Raw genomic sequence first — 16,557 nt, 5'->3', positions numbered from 1 at the left:
TATGGTCTTTTTCCTAGGTTTTCTTTGGCTTTTTTGATACTCCGTGGACCATGACTGAAACCAACACCACACCATTGCTGGATACCATCGCATCGCCCGCCGATTTGCGCGAATTGGCAGAAAGTGACCTGCGCCAGGTCGCTGATGAATTGCGCATCGAAACCATTGATGCGGTTTCCATCACCGGCGGCCATTTGGGGGCCGGGCTTGGGGTTGTGGAATTGACCGTGGCCCTTCATTACGTTTTTTCCACCCCCGATGATCGCCTAATCTGGGATGTTGGCCATCAGAGCTATCCCCACAAGATATTGACCGAACGCCGTGAGCGCATCCGCACCTTGCGCCAAGGCGGCGGCCTGTCCGGGTTTACCAAACGGTCTGAAAGCAAATACGACCCCTTTGGTACGGCGCATAGTTCTACATCAATTTCCGCCGGGCTGGGCATGGCCGTTGCGCGCGATCTGGCCGGTGGCGACAACGAAGTGATTTGTGTGATCGGCGATGGCGCCATGAGTGCCGGCATGGCCTATGAAGCCATGAACAATGCGGGCTTTATGGATTCGCGCCTGATCGTCATTTTGAACGACAACGATATGTCCATTGCCCCACCCGTTGGTGCCATGAGCGCGTATTTATCGCGGCTGATTTCATCGAAATCCTATCGCTCCCTTCGCCACTTCGGCAAGGTGATGGCAGATAAATTCCCCCGGCCCATTAAACAGGCCGCCCAACGGGCAGAAGAATACGCCCGTGGCATGGTGACCGGTGGCACTTTGTTCGAAGAGCTTGGCTTTTTCTATATCGGCCCGATCGATGGCCATAATCTGGATCATCTTTTGCCGGTGCTGAAAAACATCCGCGATTCAAAAGAAACAGGCCCGGTCTTGCTCCATGTGGTGACCAAAAAAGGCCACGGCTATGGCCCGGCAGAAGAAGCCCCTGACAAACATCACGGCGTTAGCCGGTTTGATGTGGTCACCGGCAAACAGGTGAAAGCAAAAACCAACGCCCCGGTCTATACCAAAGTGTTTGCCAATGCGCTGGTGGAAGAAGCCACGCGCGATGAAAAAATTGTCGCCATTACTGCCGCCATGCCATCGGGCACCGGGTTGGATGTGTTTGCAGAACAATATCCTGAACGGACATTCGATGTGGGCATCGCCGAACAACATGCGGTGACCTTTGCCGCAGGGCTTGCCACAGAAGGGCTGAAGCCATTTTGTGCCATTTATTCAACGTTCCTGCAGCGGGGCTACGACCAGATCGTGCACGATGTTGCCATTCAGGGCCTGCCTGTGCGCTTTGTGCTGGACCGGGCCGGGCTGGTTGGGGCCGATGGGGCAACCCATGCCGGGGCCTTTGATATTGCCTATCTTGGCTGTTTGCCGGGCTTTGTGTTGATGGCCCCTTCGGATGAAGCGGAACTGGTTCATATGGTTGCCACTGCTGCGGCCATTGATGACCGGCCCAGCGCGCTGCGCTATCCGCGCGGCGAAGGGGTTGGGGTTGAACTGCCCGCCACCGGCACGGCGCTGGAAATTGGCAAGGGCCGTATTTTGCGCGAAGGCAATACCGTGGCCATGCTCAGTTTTGGTACGCGTCTTGGGGAATGTCTCAAGGCCGCCGATGACCTGGGCGCGCAGGGCTGGTCCGTAACGGTGGCCGATGCCCGGTTTGCCAAACCGCTGGATGAAGATTTGGTCGCCCAATTGGCGCGCAACCATCAGGTTTTGGTGATCATCGAAGAAGGCGCTGTTGGCGGCTTTGCAGCCCACGTCCTGAAATTTCTGGCAGATCAGGGCTTGGCCGAAAGCGGCCTGAAAGTGCGCCCGATGATGTTGCCCGATCGCTTTATCGATCATGATGCGCCCAAAATCCAATACGCCAAAGCCGGGCTGGATGCAGACAGCATCGTTGCCACGGTGCTTTCCGCCCTGGGCGAAAGCGGGCATCAAAACACAACCATTGCCTGACCCCGGATTGCACGGGTGGGTGATGTGACAGAACTTCAGCCGAACTTATCCCCGAACTTGTCCCCGAAGGTGGCACCGGGCAAAAGTGCCTCAACCCGATCTTCTTTTTACTGGGCCATGCGGATTTTGCCCCGCGAACGCCGTGATGGCATCTATGCGGTGTATGGGTTTTGCCGCATTGTCGATGATATTGCCGATGGGCCAGGGTCGCTCCCTGAAAAACAGGCGGGCCTAAAATTTTGGCGCAATGAAATCCGAGCCCTGTTCGCAAATGAGCCCGTCAGCCATGGGGCCGCAAAAGCATTGATCCCGGTCATCAAACGGTTTGATCTTCATGCCGATGATTTTCTTGCCATCATTGAAGGCATGGAAATGGATGCGGCCGAACGCATGCTCGCCCCGGGCATTTTGGAATTAGAGCTTTATTGCCGCAGGGCTGCCGGGGCCGTTGGCATGTTGTCGGCCTCGGTGTTTGGCCTGCCGCGCCCCGAAGGGCGCAGCCTTGCCTTGTCTTTGGGCCAAGCGTTGCAGTTTACTAATTTTTTGCGCGATCTTGGCGCAGACGCAGTGGCGGGTCGCCTGTACGTGCCCCGACAATTTCTGGAAGCCCATGGTATTGAAAGCCGGGACCCAAAGACTGTATTGGCCCACCCCAACTTTCCCAAAGTGGCCGCGGACATGGCGAAAATCGCCGATGAACGGTTCTATTCGGCACGCCGGGTTTTGAAGGCGTGCCCCAAAACCCCATCCCGCCCGGCCCGGATGATGATCGGGGTCTATGAAGACCTGTTGGCCAGACTTCGCCATCGTGGCTTTGCCCCCGATGTCATTGACCAACGCTTGCGCCTGTCACGGTTTCGCCGCCTGATCCTCGCCATCAAGGCCTGCCTGGAATAACCCCGTTTCACGCCTCGAATGGGGCTGAGTCTGTACGTGTATTATGATAGTACGCGTACGAATAATATCTATATATATTATAGTGTTATAATTATTTTGCACAAATTTATACACAGTTGTACGCGTATAAATTGTGGATCAACGTACGGGGAAAGATTATTGAAGAAAGGGCCAAAATGGGGACAATGAACCACAAGATTTCAAAACAGGATTACAAACAATGATCATCTATCACATGTGCAAGGCTGAAGAATGGCAGGCCGCAGAGGCAGCAGGGGTGTATGGCGGATCATCCCAGGATATCGCAGACGGCTTCATCCATTTTTCAACGGCTGAGCACATCGTTGCCAGCGCCGCAAAACACCGTGCCGGTCAGGATGGATTGATATTGTTAAGCGTTGATCCAGACCCACTGGGCGATGCGGTAAAGTGGGAAGAAGCCCGCGGCGGGATTTTATTCCCCCATGTCTATGGCGGTCTCCCCGTTTCCGCCGTCACCAAAACCGACCCTTTGGCTTTGGACGAGGACGGCACACACATCTTCCCCGACCTTGGCTAAAGCCCCGGAATGTCTTTGAATTTGTAGAAAAAGAATGGTGCCGCAGGGTGGAATCGAACCGCCGGCCTCTCCCTTACCAAGGGAGTGCTCTGCCCCTGAGCTACTGCGGCCCGAGAAGTTGCGCAACATGCCATAAGGATCATGGCGGCGCAATACGGTTAATGTATAGAAAATTTGGGTAAATAGATCATGAATATGGCGCAATTTGTGCCGTAACGCGGATCTGGTCCGTGGTTTTTCAAAATGGCATGGATTGGGGTAAAAAATTGCGCCCTTGCGGTTGCCAGTTCTGCGTGCCCGGCGTATTCTCCGTTTCATGAGTGATGATGAAAAGCCCGACGAGAAAAGCAATCTCAAGAAAAATGCAGAAGCATTGCTGGCCGCACGAAAATCGCGCCAGGGCGAGGCTTTGCGCACCAACTTGCATCGTCGCAAGGCGCAAAAGCACGCCATGAACTTATCTGCGAAAAAGACCCTCCGCCGTCCCGGTGGCGGTGGTCGATAAAAAGCCAGTAACTGGCTAGAAACAGGAGAATGCTTTATGGGCATCTTGCCCGACGCCTGGATCAGGGATCAGGCAACAAATCACGGTATGATCGAGCCTTTCGTTGAAGCCCAGAAGCGTGATGGCGTGATCTCTTATGGGGTGTCTTCTTATGGTTATGACGCCCGGGTTTCCGAAGAATTCAAGATTTTCACCAATGTCGATTCGGCCATCGTCGATCCAAAAGATTTCGACCAAAAGGGCTTTGTCGATCGCCCAGGCCCGGTTTGCGTTATTCCGCCCAACAGTTTTGCGCTGGCCCGCACGGTGGAATATTTCCGCATTCCCCGCGACGTGTTGGTGGTCTGTTTGGGAAAATCCACCTACGCCCGATGCGGCATCATCGTCAACGTGACCCCGTTGGAGCCGGAATGGGAAGGCCACGTGACATTGGAATTTTCAAACACGACGCCGTTGCCCGCAAAAATTTATGCCAATGAAGGTGCGTGTCAGTTCTTGTTCTTCAAGGGTGAGGGCGATTGCGACGTGTCGTATGCTGATCGCGCCGGTAAATATATGGGTCAAAAGGGCGTGACCCTGCCCAAGCTTTAGGTCACAGACGCGTATGGATAGAATTCGGATCAGGGGCGGCAAACGCCTTAAGGGTAAAATCCCCATCTCAGGTGCCAAGAATGCGGGCCTGCCGTTGATGGCGGCCAGCCTGTTATCAGAAGAGCCATTGTTGCTTGGCAATCTGCCCCATCTTGCAGACATATCAACCATGGCCAGCTTGCTGGGCGAGCTGGGCGTGGAAATTGCCATGGAGGGCGATGCCCCCAATGGCGGGCACTTTGGCCGGGTGTTGAGCCTGAAGGCAGGTAAAATTGCATCGACCACGGCGCCCTATGATCTGGTGTGCCGGATGCGTGCATCGGTTCTGGTGTTGGGTGGTTTGGTGGCCCGCGAAGGGGTTGCCCGGGTGTCTTTGCCGGGCGGCTGTGCCATCGGCAACCGGCCCGTGGATTTGCACCTGAAAGGTCTGGAACAACTGGGCGCCAAAATTGATGTCCAAAATGGCTATATCGAGGCGCGCGCGCCAAAGGGATTGAAGGGCGGCCATGTGGTCTTCCCGTTTATTTCTGTGGGCGCTACGGAAAACCTGATGATGGCTGCATGTCTTGCCCGTGGGGAAAGCGTGCTGTCCAATGTGGCAAAAGAGCCGGAAGTGACGGATCTTGGCAAATGTTTGATTGCCATGGGGGCCGAAATCAATGGTCTGGGTACCGATACCCTGACCATTCAGGGCAATAAATCTTTGCACGGTGCCACCCATAATGTGATCGCAGACCGGATTGAAACCGGCACCTATGCCATGGCGGCGGCGATGACGGGGGGCGACGTAGAGCTGGTTGGTCCCGATATCGCCCACAATGAAGCCCTGATTGATGTGCTTCGCATGGCCGGCATCAAAGTGACGGAGACCAAAAAGGGTTTCAGGGTGTCGCTGGGCCGTGGGCGGATCAAGGGCGTTGATGTGATGACGGAACCCTATCCCGGTTTCCCCACAGACCTCCAAGCACAGATGATGGCCATGATGTCTGTTGCATCGGGGGCTGCCATGATTACCGAAACCATTTTTGAAAACCGCTTCATGCATGTGCCGGAACTCAGCCGCATGGGTGCCAATATTACCGTCCATGGGGGGTCCGCCATGGTGCGGGGCCAAAAAAGCCTGACCGGTGCCGAAGTGATGGCAACGGACCTGCGGGCATCCGTCAGCCTGGTGCTGGCGGGGCTGGTGGCCGATGGCGAAACCGTGGTCAACCGGGTCTATCATCTGGACCGAGGGTATGAGAAACTGGAAGATAAATTATCTGCCTGTGGTGCAGATATTGTTCGTCTCAAACAGTAATTTCAAAACCCTGTCGAGGGTAATACGTGTCAAAGGGGGGAAGGGTGAGCCGAGAGCCGCTTAAACTGCGCGCCATTGATTCCGATGATCTGGACGTGCTGGGTGCATTCTTGCAAGATGCGCTGGTGCCTGTCTGTGACATGCAATTCATCCCCAATGAACGCCGTTTCGTGCTGGTTGCCAACCGTTTTTGCTGGGAACGGGTTGATTTTTCCGAAAAACCCGCCGATGGCGCGCAAAAAATAGATGGTATCGATGAAAAACCTGTTTTCGAGCGTGTTTTATGTGGAATTACCTTCGAAAATGTCGAAAAAACGAAGATTAGAGGGTTTTCACAGGCTGCTGCCCGTGATGACGACCAAATTCTGGAAGTGCTGGACATACAGGTCGAAGGCAATGCCCTGACTCTGATCTTTTCTGGTGATGCTGCCGTCTGTCTTGAGGTTGCCGGGATCGATATTTTTGCCCAGGACATGGGCGAATTCTGGCCCACCTTGCGCCAACCCCATCACCCCGATGAGGATGCACCATAAAGATCAACTGGATCAGAGAGCCATAACGCGCTAATAATCCCGCGCTTTGATTGCATACCCTGAAATTTTTAATGATTTAGAGACCTAAAATGCGTGACGACATGCGTGACAACGAACCATTGGTAATGGCCCTGCCCAAGGGGCGCATCTTTACAGAGGCGCGCCCGTTGCTGTCGGCTGCCGGGATTGAACTGGAAGCAGAGTTCGATAACCCCAAAACGCGCAAGCTGCGGTTTCACACCAACAATCCCATGCTCGATATTATCAGCGTGCGGTCTTTTGATGTGGCGACCATCGTCGCCTTTGGTGGCGCACAATTGGGCATTGCAGGGTCTGATGTTTTGGATGAATTCGATTACACAGAAATTTATGCCCCCCTTGATCTGGGCATTGGCAAATGTCACATCGCGGTAGCGGAACCAATTGAAACCGCGGCCAGCGATGATCCCAGACGGTGGTCCCACGTTCGGGTGGCCACCAAATATCCTGAAATCACCCGAAGCTATTTTGCCGCGCGCGGGGTTCAGGCGGAATGTATCAAATTGAACGGTGCCATGGAATTGGCGCCATCGCTGGGGCTGTGCCAACGCATCGTCGATCTGGTATCCACCGGTGCGACCATGGCTGCCAATGGATTGGTTGAGGTGGAACGCATCGCCGAGGTTTCTTCGCGCCTTGTGGTTAACCGCGCGGCATTGAAAACCCGGACCGAAGAGGTCAACAGCCTGATTGATGCCGTTGGTGTTGCGGTTAAGGGTGCAGCCAATGGTGCGGCCAATGGTAACTAGACTTAATTTTTCCGATTCTGATTTTAAGGCAAAATTTTCCGCCAAACTTTCGGCGCGCAGTGATGCAGCATCAGATGTAAATGGCGATGTTGCCAAAATTCTGGATGGGGTGCGCACCCGTGGTGATGGGGCGGTGATCGAATACACCGAACGTTTCGATGATTTGGCGCTGACACCGGACACCATGAAAATTAGCGCAGACGAAATGGCGGCGGCTGAAAAAGCCTGTCCCAAAGATGCTCTGGATGCGCTTTCAATGGCGGCGTCGCGCATTGAAGATTACCACAAGCGCCAAATGCCAAAAGATGAAAGCTATGTCGATGCGCAAGGCGTGCGGCTTGGCTGGCGCTGGCGGCCCATTGGGGCAGTTGGGGTTTATGTGCCCGGTGGAAAGGCATCTTATCCGTCTTCGGTGTTGATGAATGTTATTCCAGCGCGCATTGCCGGTGTTCCCCGGATCGCTATGGCGGTGCCCGCACCCGGCGGGGTGATTAACCCGCTGGTTTTAGCGGCGGCCCGCATCAGTGGCGTCACCGAAGCCTATCGCATTGGCGGCGCACAGGCCGTGGGTGCATTGGCCTATGGCACCGATACCATTGCCCCGGTGGATAAAATTACCGGTCCCGGCAATGCCTGGGTAGCGGCGGCCAAGCGCCAGGTGTTTGGCACCGTTGGCATCGATATGATTGCCGGCCCATCGGAAATTCTGGTGGTGGCCGATGGGGAAAACGATCCCGACTGGATTGCCATTGATCTTTTGTCTCAGGCTGAACACGACACCAACGCCCAGTCTATTTTGATCACCGATGATGCAGGGTTTGCAGACCGGGTCGAAGACGCGGTTGCGGCACGGCTTAAAACATTGCCGCGTGCAAAAATTGCGGGCACCAGTTGGTCTGAAAATGGCGTCATCATTACCGTGGATCGTCTGGATCAGGTGCCAGCCTTGGTCGATGACATCGCACCGGAACATCTTGAACTGGCGGTCGAAGACCCGCAATCGTTGGCCGATGCTGTCAACAACGCGGGCGCGATCTTCATGGGGCGCTTTACGCCTGAAGCAGTGGGCGATTATGTAGCCGGGCCCAATCACGTTTTGCCGACCAACCGTTCGGCCCGTTTTTCATCCCCCCTTTCGGTGTTTGATTTCATCAAACGCAGTTCCATCATTGCCTGTGATGGGGCAGCACTTGGGGCCATTGGGCCAAGCGCGGTTGCCTTGGCCGAAGCCGAAGGTCTGGATGCGCACGCGTTATCCATCGCCATTCGTTTGAATTTGCCTCTTTCACGCTAAAAAGGCCGAAAAAGACCTGTTTGGGACTTGACGCTGGGGCCTTGCCCGCTCATTGTCCCCCAACTTGACAATCCACTGGAGTAAAAATGGCCAAAAAAGACGATGCCATCGAATTTGCGGGCGAAGTAAGCGAATTGCTTCCCAATGCGATGTTCCGCGTTAAGCTCGACGATAATGATCATGAAATCCTTGCCTATACCTCAGGCAAAATGCGCAAGCATCGCATCCGCGTTCTCGTGGGCGATAAGGTCAATGTGGAAATGACTCCCTATGACCTGACCAAAGGGCGCATTACTTTCCGTTTCAAATAAAACTCCCGGAGGGGGCACCATGGCGCCACCGGAGACGTTCGTTCTTGCTTCCGCATCGCCGCGACGCCGCGACCTGTTGGTCCAGATCGGTCGCGATCCTGATTTGATTTTACCCCCCGACATTGATGAAACCCCGCGCCTGCGTGAAACCCCGGTGGCTTATGCCGGGCGCATGGCCCGCGAAAAGGCTGAGCTCATTGCGGCACGCGATGAGGTGCGCAGTGAATCCCGGGGTGCGTTTGTTTTGGGGGCGGATACCGTTGTTGCCTGTGGGCGGCGCATTCTGCCAAAAGGTGATGATGCTCAAACCGCCCGCGCATGTCTTGCGTTGCTTTCGGGGCGTCGTCACCGGGTGCTGGGTGCTGTGGCCGTGGTCACGCCCGATGGGAAAACCCATGAAAGGCTTGTCTCCACCGCTGTTTCTTTCAAACGTCTGGAAGCATGCGAGATTGATCGCTATATCGCTTCGGGGGAATGGGAAGGCAAGGCCGGGGCCTATGCCATACAGGGCCTTGCCAGCATCTTTGTGAAGGCCCTGAACGGGTCGTATTCCAACGTGGTTGGATTGCCATTATTTGAAGTGAATGCCCTGCTTGATGGGCTTGGTTGTTATGTGCCGGAAACCCGGTTTAAAAAGGAAGAGTAACCCATGATCGATGAAATAATTTGCAGCCGCTTTGACGGTGGTATGGATGTCGCCCTGCGCGAAGCGGGCCAGGTGATCCAGATGGTCGTGGTGAGCGATGGCGGCAATGATCATGTGGGCAATGTGGTTTTGGGCCGGGTGACCGGCATCTTAAAGGGCATGGAAGCCTGTTTTGTCGATCTTGGCACCGATAAATCAGGGTTTTTGTCTATGTCACAGCGCAGTCACAATGATGATGCGAACAGCGAACGCAATGCGGCCATCCACGAAGGCGCTGAAGTGCTGGTTCAGGTCACCAAAGCCCCTCAGGCGGGCAAGGGGGCCGGGCTGACGCGCAACATTGGCCTTCCCGGGCGGTTTCTGGTGTTCACCCCGTTCCAGCCCCGGATCGCCGTTTCAAAGCGCATCACCGATGATGATACCCGCGCCAAGCTGGAACAAACCGTCTCTGATTTTAGGGGGGATGAAGCAAACGGGGGTTTTATCGTGCGCACCGTTGCCGAAGATGCCGATGTTGATGCGTTGAAGGCGGACGCAGAAAATTTGCGCAGTACCTGGGCCGGTATCCAGCAAGCAAAGGTCGGTGCTACGCCACCCCTGTTGCTTTATGGCGAAGGGGTCGGGCTTTCAGAAGTTCTGCGCGATCATGGCCATGAAAACTTGCGTCGGGTCGTGGTGGATGATGCGGGCATGGAAAATGAAGCAAAGGCTTTTTTCGAAACCTATCTTTCCGGTGCTGCGACCAAGATTGAACTTTGGGGTGAAGAAGATCCCTTGTTCGAAGCGCTGGGCATTGAAGATGAAATTGATGCGGCACTGTCTACGGAAGTATCCTTGCCGTGCGGGGGGTCCATGTTGATTGAGGAAACCCAGGCATTGACGGCCATCGATATTAATTCAGGCCGCAACACCGGGCGCAATGACGGTGCCGGTGGGCATGCGCAAACCATCTTTGAAACCAATATGGAAGCCGCCCATGATTTGCCGCGCCAGCTCCGCCTGCGCAATCAAGGCGGCATGGTGGTGATTGATTTCATTCATATGGACAATGATGACCATTGCGAAAAGGTGCTTGAATGCCTCATGGAAGGCTTAAAGCGCGACCCGGCCTTTATCGAAGCCACAGGGTTTTCGGCCCTTGGTCTGGTCGAACTGTCTCGTCGTCGTGGGGCCGGGCCATTGCGCGAACAACTGGACCGCGTCGAAGATTAAGAGAGACCGTGCACGGGCCAGCTGTGCTAGGCACACAGGTCAGTTGTGAAAACACACAGGGTTGATTATTATTTTTCCATGGCGAAAGACACCAAATCAAAGCAGAAACCGGGCAAGGGCGCGGTGGTGGCTGATTTTCCGGCCGCGGCCCGGGGCAAGATTTGCATCAGTTGTGGTGCGCCGATGGAAATCGCTTATCGGCCCTTTTGTTCAAAGCGCTGCGCCGATCTGGACCTTGGCCGGTGGTTCCGGGAAGACTATCGAATTCCGGCAGAAGAGCCCCCGGAAGGCGATGAACAGGGCTTTGGGAATGACCCAGACGCAGACACAAATTAATGATCCAAACCGTCCCCTTCACGGTGGCTTTACAGGCGGCCAGATTGCCCCTATAACGCCACCCGATGCCCAGGTAGCTCAGTTGGTAGAGCAGGGGACTGAAAATCCTCGTGTCGGTGGTTCAATTCCGCCCCTGGGCACCATTTTTCCCTTTAAAATCAATATTTTATCGATATGTGCCTTGGCTATGATGCTGGCGGGTATGGCCTTTGTGCGGCCAATTCAGGCGCAGGTTTTTACCGCCCAGGATCACAAATTTCGCCTTTATACGATTACCCGGGGTCTTGACCACCCATGGGGGCTCGCTTTTTTGCCCAATGGGGACCTGATTGTGACCGAACGCAGAGGCCGGTTGCGGCGTATTTCGGGGGGTAAATTGTTGCCCAAACCCATTCCCGGCCTGCCCCCGGTGGTGGCCGGTGGGCAGGGGGGCTTGTTGGATGTTGTGGTGCATCCGCAGTTTTCAAAAAACCGATGGATCTATCTTTCTTATTCGGCATCTAAATCTGATGGCAGTGCCACCCGGGTGATCCGCGCCAAATTATCTGGCGGGGGGTTAACCCAGGTCACCAATATATTTGAGGCCAAACCCGCAACCAACAGCAGCCACCATTTTGGATCGCGTCTTGTGTTTGATCGGGCAGGGCATTTGTTTATCACATCCGGTGAGCGCGGCACCCCAGATGCGGCCCAGAATTTAAAAGACCACCGGGGCAAGGTGATCCGGTTGATGGATGATGGCAGGGTTCCCAAAGACAATCCGTTTGTGGGGCGGACCGATGCCTTTCCAGAAATTTATTCCTATGGCCACCGCAACCCCCAAGGCATGGCACTGGACCCAAAAACCGGCGCCATTTTTGCCCATGAACATGGTGCCCGTGGGGGCGATGAAGTCAACCTGATCAAACCCGCCATCAATTACGGCTGGCCGGTGATTACCCATGGGGTGTCGTATGCGGGCTTTCCCATCGGCAGCGGCAGCCACCATCACCCGGACATGGAACAGCCCCTGAAATTCTGGGTGCCGTCTATCGCACCGTCCGGCATGGCGTTTTACACCGGCAAGGCCTTTCCAAAATGGCAGGGCAATTTATTCGTCGGTGCGCTGGCGGCTAAAATTCTGGTTCGCCTGACCGTGAAGGGAAAAACCATCACATCGGAAGAACGGTTGTTAAAAAAATTCAACACCCGCATCCGCGACGTCCGCAACGGCCCCGACGGGTTTCTCTATCTTCTAACCGACGAGCCCAACGGTGCCGTCTTGCGTTTGGAGCCTGTTGGAGAATGACCGATCCCAATCATGATATCCCCGCACCGTCCCCTTGGGTGGTGGAGCATTTGTCTCGGATTGGGGCGGGGGAAGCGCGCGTGCTGGATTTGGCGGCGGGGCGGGGGCGCCATGCAATGGCCGTGTTGGATCGGGGGCACCGGGTGTTGGCGGTGGATCGCGATTGTGGCGGATTGGCCCAGCTGGATGATCGTGCGGGCGCGATGGAGGTATTGGAATGGGATTTGGAAAACGGTACGCCATGGCCATTTGTGGATGAGAAATTCAAGGCCGTGTTGGTGGTGAATTATTTGCACCGCGATACCTTGTTGCAGACTATGAAATTGGTCGATACGGGTGGGGTGTTGATTTATGAAACCTTTGGGTCAGGCAATGGCCATTTTGGCCGCCCATCCAATCCTGATTTTCTAGCAAAACCGGGCGAAATTGCTGAAATTGCGCGGGATTTGGGGTTTTGGCTGGTGGCCGATGATTTTCTGGAAGTCACTGAACCCACCCCCGCCATCAAGACCCGGGTGGTAGCGATTGGCTAGGTCCCGTTGCTCTGAAGTAAGGCTTCGTCTAGGCTAAAACCCTGCCAGTTGCGCGTATTCCCCCTATTATTGAACGGTGACCATGATCGAGCCATTGTCTGCACAGCTGCATATCTGGATGAGCATCGGTTTGATCGGGGTGGCGGTTTATCTGTATGTGTCTGAACGGCTGAACATCGAGCGCAGCTCCATGGTCATTTTGGCGCTGTTGTTGCTGGGGTTTTCCTTGGTCCCCATGGCGCCCATGGCAGGGTTTCAAAAAATTGATGCCGCGCTGTTGTTAAGCGGTTTTGCCAATCCTGCATTAATTGCCGTGTTGTGCCTGTTGATTATGGGCCAGGGTTTGGTGCGCACGGGTGCACTGGATTGGGTGGTGCGGTTTATCTTGCGCATAACTGGCGGGAATGGTTACGCCGCCATTGCCCTGACCTTTGCGGCGGTGTTGCTATCCAGCCCGTTCATCAACAACACGCCGGTGGTGATCATCTTTATCCCGATTTTGGAATCGGTCGCCCTCCAGCACAATATTTCGGTGAGCCGGATCATGATGCCGCTGTCATTCGTTGCCATCTTGGCGGGCATGACGACCCTGATGGGCTCATCGACCAATCTTTTGATTTCTGGTGCGTTGAGCCAATCTGGGGAACGCGCGCTTGGCTTTTTCGATTTTGCCGTGCCGGGGCTGGTTTTGGTGGGGGTGGGTATTTTGTATCTGGCGTTCATTGCGCCCAAGCTGTTGAAGGACCGGACATCCCCCATCGCTCAGTTTACCGAAGGCCCCCACCGGCGCTTTATCGCGCAATTAACGGTCACGGAATCATCCAAACTGGTTGGCGAAGATGTCCGCTTTGATCTGTTGGGCATTCGCGGTAGCCGGGTGATTTTATCCCAGCGCGATGAACAGGCCACCGCCCCGCCCTTTGACGGATTGACAGTCCAGCCCGGGGATACGCTGGTGGTGCTGGCGACCCGCGATGCCTTGGCCGAAGCCCAGACCACCTATCCCCATCTGCATTTTGCGGTGAGCGATGAAGACCTGCCCGCGGATGAAGAAATGCGCAAAGCCCGCCTTCGGGCCGATCAGGTTTTGGTGGAGGTGCTGGTGGCACCGGGGTCGGACTTTATTGGCCATACCCTGAAAGATGCCGGGTTTCATGCTAATTTCGGCTGCTTGGTGTTGGGCATTGAACGGCGCGCCCATGTGCTTCGAAAGGCCATCACGGATGTTCGTATCCGTGAAGGCGACGTGCTTGTGCTGCAGGGAACAGAGGCTGATCTGGATCAGGTGCGGGGGCATCAGGGCTTTGTGATGATGGATGCATCTGCGCTCAGCCTGCCGCCGCGCCATTTGGCGGAATTGGCGGGCATTATTTTTGCCGCCACCGTGATAACGGCAGCATGCGGCATTTTGCCCATCGCCGTTGCGGCATTTTCAGGCGCGGTGTTGATGGTGTTGACCCATGTTTTGACCCTGCGCCAGGCATTTCAGGCGGTGGATCGCCGCATCTTCTTTCTGGTGGGGGCGGCGCTGGGGTTAAATGCGGCGCTGACCAATACCGGGGGCGCATTGTTCATTGCAGAAGGTTTGATCCATGCCCTGGATGGGGTAGGGCCAGTGGCACTGTTGTCAGGGTTCTTTCTGGTGGTGGCCGTGATGACCAACGTGTTGTCCAACAATGCAACGGCCGTTTTGTTTACCCCTATCGCCATCAGTCTGGCCCATGGGTTGGGCGTTGATCCATTTCCCTTTGTGCTGGCGGTCCTTTTTGGGGCGAATTGTTCCTTTGCGACCCCCATCGGGTATCAGACCAATCTGTTGGTCTTGGGGCCGGGCCATTACACCTTTAGCGACTTTATCCGTACCGGCGGGCCATTGGTTCTGGTGATGTGGATCACCTTCACCCTGTTTGTGCCCTGGTATTACGGGTTTTAGACCGTTCAGGAATTTTCCTTCATGAAGGGGATGGCCAAATCGTGGACCATAGCGGATGCATCCCATGGCACCAGATGTTTGCAGCCCTCTGCCATGTGCAAATTAATGCCCGGGCGCTTTTCTACCAACAAGGCAGCCCGATCAGCGGCACGGGCGCGGTCTTCGCGGCCATAGATCATCAAGGACGGGATGGTTAAATCAGCAACCTGTTCCCACATGGCTTTTCCAGCGGGTTTTGCAGGCGCATCTTTGGCCTTTTGCTTGGCCGCCGCTGATAATTCGGTGCGTGCAACATGGGCCTTGAAACATTGGCCGACGGAAAGCGAATGGCGCAAGGCCAGTTCATCATCGGTGATGAGGTCGTGGTGAAACACGGTTGCTTCTAAAAGCTTGCGGGTTTCTTCAATGCCGGGTTCAATGCGCGCCATGCGTTGGTCGACCCGTTCACGCGCTGCTTCTTCGCGTTGGCCCGCACCACTTTCAAGGGGGGGCAGCAAACTGCCCGTGCCCAGAATAACCACGCTGTTGATGCGATCAGGGTGATCAATGCCCAAGCGTACGGCGGTGTTGCCGGCTTGGGAATGGCCAATGATGGATGCCTTATCAATGCCAAGGGCGGCCATCAGGCCCAGGACGATTTTGACCTTAAGGCCCATGGATGCATCATCGGAATAGTCGCTTTTGCCAAAGCCCGGCATGTCCAGAGAGATGGCCCGCAAGCCCGCATCGCCAATGGCGGCAATGTTGCGACGAAAGACATCGGCAGAGGATCCAAGCGATGCCCCATGGAGCATGATAACGGCAGGGCCGGTGCCGCGTTCCAGATAGCGGATTTTAAATCCTTCAACTTCTGTGAATTGGTCTTCGAACCCTTGATCGGTGGACGCATCCATGGCGTTTCTCCCTTGTGTAGAATTTCCCAAATACTTATCACAGTCTTGCGTTGTGGGCGAGGGGCCGCATAATTAAAAGATCAACTGAGAAAGTGCATTCATGAACCCCGAAACAACCCGATTTGCCCCATCGCCGACGGGATATTTGCATCTGGGCCACGCCTATTCGGCCCTGTTTGCCCATGATATTGCCCAAAAAACCGGGGGCCAGTTTTTACTGCGCATTGAAGACATTGATATTACCCGGTGCAGCGATGCCTTTGAGGCAGCAATTTTTGAAGATCTGGCCTGGTTGGGGCTTTCATGGGAAACCCCGGTGATGCGCCAAAATTCCAGGCATCCAGCCTATCGCGCCGCCTTGGACACGCTTGAAGGCTTGGGCGTGCTTTATCCCTGCTTTTGCACGCGTCGTGAAATTAATGCCGAGATTGAGCGCGCCGCCAGTGCCCCCCATTCAGATGCGCCCCATTCAAATGGATTAATCGATTATCCCGGCACGTGTCGGAAACTCAGTGATGGGGAACGCCAAACTCGTATGGCATCAGGCGTTGAGCATGCCATGCGTCTGGATGCGGAGAAGGCGGCGGGGCTGGTTGGGCCGCTAGAATTTGTTGAACGGGAACGTGGCCCCATTGCGGTGGATCAAAATCAGTTTGGGGATGCGGTGCTGGCGCGTAAGGATATTGGCACCAGTTATCATTTAAGTGTCACCGTTGATGATGCAGATCAAAGTGTGACCTTGGTGACCCGGGGCATTGATCTGTTCCCTGTCACCCATCTGCACCGGGTTTTGCAGGCCTTGTTGGGGTTGGATGTGCCCGAATATTACCATCACCCCATGATCGAGGACAGTGCCGGGGTGCGCCTTGCCAAGCGCAATGATGCCTTGAGCCTGAGGCATTTCCGCGATCAGGGTTTAAGCCCCGGTGCTGTGCGAAAGATGGCCGGATTGCCCGATTAGGGTT

Annotated in this window: 18 protein-coding genes and 2 tRNA genes; 18 read left to right on the top strand and 2 right to left on the bottom strand. The window is 55.2% G+C overall.

The window, feature by feature from the left end; translation table 11 throughout:
* Positions 1–50: 50 nt before the first annotated feature.
* From dxs to HOJ08_06590, 3 genes are all read left to right on the top strand, one after another.
* Positions 51–1,973, top strand: a complete 1,923-nt coding sequence (gene dxs, locus HOJ08_06600) for a 1-deoxy-D-xylulose-5-phosphate synthase (GenBank protein MBT5673100.1) — start codon at positions 51–53, stop codon at positions 1,971–1,973.
* 24 nt (positions 1,974–1,997) lie between these two features.
* Positions 1,998–2,870: a squalene/phytoene synthase family protein gene (locus tag HOJ08_06595; protein MBT5673099.1), complete on the top strand. Its 873-nt coding sequence runs from the start codon at positions 1,998–2,000 to the stop codon at positions 2,868–2,870.
* A gap of 235 nt (positions 2,871–3,105) precedes the next feature.
* On the top strand, positions 3,106–3,429 hold the full coding sequence (locus HOJ08_06590; protein MBT5673098.1) for a DUF952 domain-containing protein: 324 nt from the start codon (positions 3,106–3,108) through the stop codon (positions 3,427–3,429).
* A gap of 35 nt (positions 3,430–3,464) precedes the next feature.
* Here HOJ08_06590 and HOJ08_06585 read toward each other — a convergent pair.
* Positions 3,465–3,539, bottom strand: a tRNA-Thr gene (locus tag HOJ08_06585).
* Positions 3,540–3,745: 206 nt separating this feature from the next.
* On the opposite strand from HOJ08_06585, the gene HOJ08_06580 reads away from it, so the two are divergent.
* From HOJ08_06580 to HOJ08_06515, 14 genes are all read left to right on the top strand, one after another.
* Positions 3,746–3,934 carry a hypothetical protein gene (locus HOJ08_06580; protein ID MBT5673097.1) on the top strand — a complete coding sequence of 63 codons (189 nt, stop codon included), beginning with the start codon at positions 3,746–3,748 and terminating at the stop codon, positions 3,932–3,934.
* Between the two features lie 36 nt (positions 3,935–3,970).
* Entirely contained in the window at positions 3,971–4,525 is a 555-nt protein-coding gene (locus HOJ08_06575) for a dCTP deaminase (protein MBT5673096.1), read from the top strand.
* 13 nt (positions 4,526–4,538) lie between these two features.
* Positions 4,539–5,825, top strand: a complete 1,287-nt coding sequence (gene murA, locus HOJ08_06570) for a UDP-N-acetylglucosamine 1-carboxyvinyltransferase (GenBank protein ID MBT5673095.1) — start codon at positions 4,539–4,541, stop codon at positions 5,823–5,825.
* A gap of 44 nt (positions 5,826–5,869) precedes the next feature.
* Positions 5,870–6,358, top strand: coding sequence for a DUF2948 family protein (locus HOJ08_06565; protein ID MBT5673094.1), 489 nt, complete (start codon positions 5,870–5,872; stop codon positions 6,356–6,358).
* A 101-nt stretch (positions 6,359–6,459) separates the two neighbouring features.
* Entirely contained in the window at positions 6,460–7,146 is a 687-nt protein-coding gene (locus tag HOJ08_06560; GenBank protein MBT5673093.1) for an ATP phosphoribosyltransferase, read from the top strand.
* A complete protein-coding gene (gene hisD, locus HOJ08_06555; GenBank protein ID MBT5673092.1) occupies positions 7,136–8,440 on the top strand; it encodes a histidinol dehydrogenase in 1,305 nt (434 codons plus the stop codon). The genes HOJ08_06560 and hisD overlap by 11 nt, the downstream gene beginning before the upstream one ends.
* 86 nt (positions 8,441–8,526) lie before the next feature.
* The gene (gene infA, locus HOJ08_06550; protein ID MBT5673091.1) at positions 8,527–8,751 is read left to right on the top strand and encodes a translation initiation factor IF-1; all 225 of its coding nucleotides are present in this window, start codon (positions 8,527–8,529) and stop codon (positions 8,749–8,751) included.
* A 19-nt stretch (positions 8,752–8,770) separates the two neighbouring features.
* The gene (gene maf / locus HOJ08_06545; GenBank protein ID MBT5673090.1) at positions 8,771–9,397 is read left to right on the top strand and encodes a septum formation protein Maf; all 627 of its coding nucleotides are present in this window, start codon (positions 8,771–8,773) and stop codon (positions 9,395–9,397) included.
* Between the two features lie 3 nt (positions 9,398–9,400).
* A complete protein-coding gene (locus HOJ08_06540; GenBank protein ID MBT5673089.1) occupies positions 9,401–10,609 on the top strand; it encodes an Rne/Rng family ribonuclease in 1,209 nt (402 codons plus the stop codon).
* A 78-nt stretch (positions 10,610–10,687) separates the two neighbouring features.
* A complete protein-coding gene (gene yacG, locus HOJ08_06535; protein MBT5673088.1) occupies positions 10,688–10,945 on the top strand; it encodes a DNA gyrase inhibitor YacG in 258 nt (85 codons plus the stop codon).
* A gap of 67 nt (positions 10,946–11,012) precedes the next feature.
* A tRNA-Phe gene (locus HOJ08_06530) sits at positions 11,013–11,088 on the top strand.
* A gap of 68 nt (positions 11,089–11,156) precedes the next feature.
* On the top strand, positions 11,157–12,233 hold the full coding sequence (locus HOJ08_06525) for a PQQ-dependent sugar dehydrogenase (GenBank protein ID MBT5673087.1): 1,077 nt from the start codon (positions 11,157–11,159) through the stop codon (positions 12,231–12,233).
* Complete coding sequence (locus HOJ08_06520; GenBank protein MBT5673086.1) at positions 12,230–12,766, top strand: class I SAM-dependent methyltransferase; 537 nt, start codon at positions 12,230–12,232, stop codon at positions 12,764–12,766. The genes HOJ08_06525 and HOJ08_06520 overlap by 4 nt, the downstream gene beginning before the upstream one ends.
* Before the next feature lie 82 nt (positions 12,767–12,848).
* Entirely contained in the window at positions 12,849–14,699 is a 1,851-nt protein-coding gene (locus tag HOJ08_06515) for an SLC13 family permease (protein ID MBT5673085.1), read from the top strand.
* Positions 14,700–14,704: 5 nt separating this feature from the next.
* Here HOJ08_06515 and HOJ08_06510 read toward each other — a convergent pair whose 3' ends face one another.
* Complete coding sequence (locus HOJ08_06510; GenBank protein ID MBT5673084.1) at positions 14,705–15,592, bottom strand: alpha/beta fold hydrolase; 888 nt, start codon at positions 15,590–15,592, stop codon at positions 14,705–14,707.
* A gap of 100 nt (positions 15,593–15,692) precedes the next feature.
* On the opposite strand from HOJ08_06510, the gene gluQRS reads away from it, so the two are divergent.
* Complete coding sequence (gene gluQRS, locus HOJ08_06505) at positions 15,693–16,553, top strand: tRNA glutamyl-Q(34) synthetase GluQRS (protein MBT5673083.1); 861 nt, start codon at positions 15,693–15,695, stop codon at positions 16,551–16,553.
* The last annotated feature ends 4 nt before the right edge of the window (positions 16,554–16,557 follow it).

The sequence above is a fragment of the Rhodospirillales bacterium genome (assembly GCA_018666775.1).
Taxonomy (GTDB): Bacteria; Pseudomonadota; Alphaproteobacteria; order SMXQ01; family SMXQ01; genus JABIXC01.
Note: the sequence above shows the minus strand (reverse complement) of the source record. Positions and strands in the feature narration are given on the sequence as shown.

Excerpts from the sequence above, each read along its gene's own strand:
- hisD (MBT5673092.1), top strand. The coding sequence starts at position 7,136 with ATGGTAACTAGACTTAATTTTTCCGATTCTGATTTTAAGGCAAAATTT.
- HOJ08_06510 (MBT5673084.1), bottom strand. The coding sequence starts at position 15,592 with ATGGATGCGTCCACCGATCAAGGGTTCGAAGACCAATTCACAGAAGTT.
- HOJ08_06590 (MBT5673098.1), top strand. The coding sequence starts at position 3,106 with ATGTGCAAGGCTGAAGAATGGCAGGCCGCAGAGGCAGCAGGGGTGTAT.
- HOJ08_06540 (MBT5673089.1), top strand. The coding sequence starts at position 9,401 with ATGATCGATGAAATAATTTGCAGCCGCTTTGACGGTGGTATGGATGTC.
- HOJ08_06580 (MBT5673097.1), top strand. The coding sequence starts at position 3,746 with ATGAGTGATGATGAAAAGCCCGACGAGAAAAGCAATCTCAAGAAAAAT.
- gluQRS (MBT5673083.1), top strand. The coding sequence starts at position 15,693 with ATGAACCCCGAAACAACCCGATTTGCCCCATCGCCGACGGGATATTTG.
- maf (MBT5673090.1), top strand. The coding sequence starts at position 8,771 with ATGGCGCCACCGGAGACGTTCGTTCTTGCTTCCGCATCGCCGCGACGC.
- HOJ08_06575 (MBT5673096.1), top strand. The coding sequence starts at position 3,971 with ATGGGCATCTTGCCCGACGCCTGGATCAGGGATCAGGCAACAAATCAC.
- HOJ08_06515 (MBT5673085.1), top strand. The coding sequence starts at position 12,849 with ATGATCGAGCCATTGTCTGCACAGCTGCATATCTGGATGAGCATCGGT.
- HOJ08_06520 (MBT5673086.1), top strand. The coding sequence starts at position 12,230 with ATGACCGATCCCAATCATGATATCCCCGCACCGTCCCCTTGGGTGGTG.
- infA (MBT5673091.1), top strand. The coding sequence starts at position 8,527 with ATGGCCAAAAAAGACGATGCCATCGAATTTGCGGGCGAAGTAAGCGAA.
- HOJ08_06560 (MBT5673093.1), top strand. The coding sequence starts at position 6,460 with ATGCGTGACAACGAACCATTGGTAATGGCCCTGCCCAAGGGGCGCATC.
- murA (MBT5673095.1), top strand. The coding sequence starts at position 4,539 with ATGGATAGAATTCGGATCAGGGGCGGCAAACGCCTTAAGGGTAAAATC.
- yacG (MBT5673088.1), top strand. The coding sequence starts at position 10,688 with ATGGCGAAAGACACCAAATCAAAGCAGAAACCGGGCAAGGGCGCGGTG.
- dxs (MBT5673100.1), top strand. The coding sequence starts at position 51 with ATGACTGAAACCAACACCACACCATTGCTGGATACCATCGCATCGCCC.